Origin of the sequence: Paraburkholderia lacunae (assembly GCF_003353175.1) — a bacterium.
In the GTDB taxonomy this organism is placed as follows: Bacteria; Pseudomonadota; Gammaproteobacteria; order Burkholderiales; family Burkholderiaceae; genus Paraburkholderia; species Paraburkholderia lacunae.
Genome location: NZ_QHKS01000075.1, coordinates 1 through 4,466, shown reverse-complemented (window position 1 = coordinate 4,466; position 4,466 = coordinate 1). Strand labels below are relative to the sequence as shown.

Below are 4,466 nucleotides of genomic sequence, written 5' to 3'. Positions count from 1 at the left end.
AGCCTTTGCGATGTGTTCGGCTGTGATTTGACGTTCGGGTTGCCGCAATCGAAAAGCCGCGACCTGCGCCGAGACAGGTTTCGTCAATTCCCAGTGGCCAGCCGTTTTGACACAGTCTGGGCCGTACCCTGCCGGATGCGGTCGGCCGAGTTCAGACTCGAAGCGGCCCCGGGGGGCTGCTTTGGCGCGCGGGTACCCAGGTCGACGCGAGACAGATAATCAGCGCATGCTTCTGCGCACCACCGCTTCAGATAGCAGGAGCGAATCATGGCGCCCCGGCTCGCGAACTTTCTCGTCCTGGCGATATTGCTGGTGGGGGTGCTCGACGCGTTGACCGGCTGTGGGGGGAACGCGGTCGCGCCCCCGCCTTCCGTAGACACGCCTCCGCCTGGGATGATCCCCGCCGGCGCGGCTCCCGCTGGATTCTTCAAGATCTGTAAGGGGCAGACGCACGCGCTCTGCGCGACCGCCAGCTGCAAGGTGCTGAACAAGGTGGCGTACTGCAAATGCGACGTTAAGGAGGGGGAGAGCATCAGCTAGCCACTGCGCATCGATGGCGAGGACGTCTGCTCGATAAACGCCAACGGTGCCGACAGTGGGTACATGGTGAGCACGTTCAGTTTGCCGGAGTCCATAGTCGCGCCGAACGGCCATCGCGCGCTCTATACCTGCCCCGAAGGGTCCACCGGCGGCTACGGGCAATGCAACGGCGGCATCTGCTTCACCAGCAGCAACGGCAGCTCGTTTCCTGGCTTCGAGAAGCCGCTCGGCAGCGCCGACATCATCTGCGCGTGCCCCATAACCCAGACCCCGGGCTCACCCGTCGGGTTCCAGATCGCCGGGCCTTATCCTTGCGACGATTCGTATTTCCGCTACTGCGACAGCCAGACCGCCAATACCAGCACGGGCTCGACGGTCAAGGTCGGCGCGCCGACAGGAACGGCCAAGTACCTCACCCGGCAGCTTACCGGAAGCGTGCCGCCATTGAACGAGTGCTTTGCTCCCTCCCGATAGGCGTAAGCGGCCCTTCGCCGCAGCGCCCTCCAACTGCCTGTTACGGTACAGGTCGCGATGACCGTTCGCGATCTCCGGCACCATGGACGAGACAGCCAACAAACTGCCCCGGGGATACGACAAGACGAACGATTTGCGTCCGGCGCCAGCCTGGGCTGACGTCCTCCGCTATAGCCAGCGTGCCGCTGTTCAGCGTGAGGCTGCAGACGCGATTGCGTCCCGCCGCTTTCGCGGCGATCAGCTGCCCGTCGGCGGCTTCCGTCAGTTCATCTGCGCGGAGAGCGCAAGGTGGCTCGCATGTGACGCATCCGGCGCTGACCGTCAGGGTGCCGTGTCCGAGTCCATGCGTCTGGATCCGCATGTCCTCGACCCCACGCCGGATGGCCCACGCCAGGCGTTCCGCACGCGCGGGCGAGACGTTGCCGAGCACGACACCGAATTCGTCGCCACCGTATCGCGCGACAAATCCACCCGCTCCCGCAACGACAGCGGAAATACCTTTCGCAACCGTTCTCAGCACCTCGTCGCCCACCTCGTGGCCCAGCGTGTCGTTGAAGCGCTTGAAGGAGTCGATGTCTATGAACAGGACGGGCAGCGGGACGCGTTTTCATTGTGCCGCGCGCCATTGCGCGTCAGTCGTGGCAAGGCTACGCAGTCGACGATGGCTAACAATTTCTTCGCGATGGGCGAGCGAGGCGAGGCACGCCGCGGCACCAGCAAGCGCACCGACGGTAACGCCAAACCCGGTGATCACGGCGTTGGTGACGCCCTGACGGATCGCTTCGAACGTGAGAAAGGCGCAGACCAGTGCGACGGCCATTCCCGCGACGCCGGCGAGAACAGGGTGTTCGCTGAACGCGCGCCTACGCCACGAAAGAGCGAACACGCAAATGCCGGGGTGGTCCAGGCATCCGGCTCGCAAAGGGCCGAATTGCGGGCCGAGTCCTGTGTTTTTCGAAGCTTCGCTTCGCCGAACTGCGGCTTAAGCTTTGACTCAATTTTCTGCACCGAAACAACGAAAAAACAGCGATGTCCACACGACTTCACCGGGTGTCTCGCGCGGTCGGTTTTGCCCTTGCCGCCGCGACATGCGTTATATCTGGCACGGCGCTAGCCAGACATCCCACCCGGTTTTCCTCGTTTTCCGCCGACGATCAGATTTTCATCAAGTTGCATGACGCCGCTCGCGACAACGATCCCTCGCGTGCCGCGCAACTGGCGAGCCTGATCCCGAATTATCCGGCGCCGGCTTATCTCAGCTATTTCCAGATCAAGCCGCGTCTGTTCAACGGCGCGGGGCATGCGAATCTCGACGCGCCGGACGCACCGGTGCTGTCGTTTCTGCAACGCTACGACGGACAGGCGATTGCCGACCGTCTACGCAACGACTACCTGCGCGTGCTGGGGGCGCGCCACGACTGGCACGATTTCGATTCGCAATATTCACAGTTCGTCCTGGACGACGACACGCAGGTGAAGTGCTATGCGCTCGAGTCGCGCGCCGCGCGGGGTGAGAACGTGGCCGACGCGGCGCGCGCGCTGCTCGTCGAGCCGAAGTGGTACGGCGACGGCTGCGTCGATCTGATCACCGCGCTCGACCGTAACCAGCAGTTCACTTCGGAGGATGTCTGGCAGCAGATTCGCCAGGCCTACGAACAGGGCGCGACGACGACGGGCGGCAGACTGGTCAATGCGCTGGGCGCGGCGCGCCCGGATCCGCTGCTCCTCGATCAGGCGACGAACCAGCCGCGCCTGCTGCTCGCGAAAGGCGTCCATATGGATGAGGCGTCCCATCAACTCGCGCTGCTCGCCATCACGCAGGTGGCGGCCAGCGATCCGGCGGCGGCCCCGGCCATCTTCACCGCGATCGCAGCGTCGCTTACCCTGGCGGAACGCGCTATAGGCTGGGGCACGATTGCCTATCAGGCGGCGACCCGGCAGCTGTCAGGCGCGGTGGACTGGTACCGGCTATCGGCGAACGCTCCCCTGTCGAGCCAGGCCTATGAGTGGCGCACGCGCAGCGCGCTGCTGGCAGGAGACTGGACGATGGTGCGCCGGTCGATTGAGCAGATGCCGGCCGCGCTGCGCGCACAACCCGCATGGGTCTACTGGTACGCGCGCGCCTTGAAGCAGAGCGGCGAGGTGGCGGCAGCCGACCAGGAATTCGGAAAGATCGCGGGAACCTACACCTTCTATGGCCAGTTGGCCTCCGAAGCGCTCGGCCAGCAGATCGTAATTCCGCCACAGACCAAAGTGACCGACGAGGAAGTTGAGAAGGCCGGCCAGACACCGGGCTTCGAGCTGGCAAAACGTTTTTATGCGCTGCACCTGCGCACGGAAGGCAACCGTGAGTGGAACTGGCAGTTGCGCGGCATGACCGACCGGCAACTGCTCGCAGTCGCCGAGTACGCACGCCGCATCGAGCTCTATGACCGGGCTGTGAGCACCGCCGACAGGACGCAGACCGAGCACGATTTTTCGTTGCGCTACCTGGCGCCGTTCCGCACGATTGTCGAGCGCGATGCGCAGTCCACCGGGTTCGCTGTCGAATGGGCGTATGGCCTCATTCGCCAGGAGTCGCGCTTCATCATCAATGCGCGCTCGGACGTTGGCGCAGGCGGCCTGATGCAGGTGATGCCGAGCACCGCGGAGATGGTCGCGAGGAAGATCGGGCTCGGTACCATCTCGCAGGCGAGAATGAATGACATCGACACGAACATCCTGCTCGGCACGTATTATCTGTCGATGATTTACAACCAGCTTGACCGTTCTGCCGTGCTCGCGACCGCCGGCTACAATGCCGGCCCTGGGCGCCCGCGTAAATGGCAGGCCAATCTGCCACGTCCGGTGGAAGGCGCGATTTTCGCGGAGACGATTCCGTTCAACGAAACCCGCGACTACGTCAAGAATGTGTTGTCGAACACGGTCTACTACGCGGCGCTGTTTGATGGCCGCCCGCAATCGCTGACGGAGCGGCTTGGCCATATCGAGCCCCGATGACATCGTGCCCAACGCTGCTGCGCTGACCGCACGGGCGCGGTGGTCGCGGCTACATATGCGACACTGAACCACGATCCATCTCTATCTGGATGGCCTATCAACGGGGAACCGAGAAAGTGAAGGTAAATTCCGCGAGCCGCGACGTTGCGATAATACCGACATCATGTGCAAGTTTGCCGGCGGGTGTTATGTCAAAACGGACCCATCCGACCCGCGTTACTGCCCTCACCGGCGCCGCCCGATACGCCCGCTGATCGGCCAATCCCGTCATTCGCGACCGGTCAGATCTGTCGGTCGCGAATGGCCGCTATCGAGGAAATCGAATGCTCCTTGCCGGTAGAGTCGAGATGTGGCGCGGTAGCGGTAGGTTCGGTTTGTCTGTTGCCGCCCCTTTCGTCTGGCGGTGCCCGAGTAACCTCACCCTAACCCCGTTTCCACACCCCGCTCATCGA

4 protein-coding genes are annotated in these 4,466 nt (G+C 63.5%); 3 read left to right on the top strand and 1 reads right to left on the bottom strand.

Features of this window, described 5'->3' with window-relative positions:
* Nucleotides 1–267: 267 nt before the first annotated feature.
* Together DLM46_RS40855 and DLM46_RS40850 are read left to right on the top strand one after the other, a co-directional pair.
* Nucleotides 268–540, top strand: a complete 273-nt coding sequence (locus DLM46_RS40855; protein ID WP_244306546.1) for a hypothetical protein — start codon at nucleotides 268–270, stop codon at nucleotides 538–540.
* A gap of 63 nt (nucleotides 541–603) precedes the next feature.
* Entirely contained in the window at nucleotides 604–1,014 is a 411-nt protein-coding gene (locus tag DLM46_RS40850; protein WP_244306545.1) for a hypothetical protein, read from the top strand.
* 40 nt (nucleotides 1,015–1,054) lie between these two features.
* Here DLM46_RS40850 and DLM46_RS41415 read toward each other — a convergent pair whose 3' ends face one another.
* The gene (locus DLM46_RS41415) at nucleotides 1,055–1,558 is read right to left on the bottom strand and encodes a GGDEF domain-containing protein (protein ID WP_425274057.1); all 504 of its coding nucleotides are present in this window, start codon (nucleotides 1,556–1,558) and stop codon (nucleotides 1,055–1,057) included.
* A 485-nt stretch (nucleotides 1,559–2,043) separates the two neighbouring features.
* Between DLM46_RS41415 and DLM46_RS38680 the strand changes: the two genes are divergently transcribed.
* Nucleotides 2,044–4,014, top strand: a complete 1,971-nt coding sequence (locus tag DLM46_RS38680) for a lytic transglycosylase domain-containing protein (protein WP_115110328.1) — start codon at nucleotides 2,044–2,046, stop codon at nucleotides 4,012–4,014.
* Nucleotides 4,015–4,466: the final 452 nt, after the last annotated feature.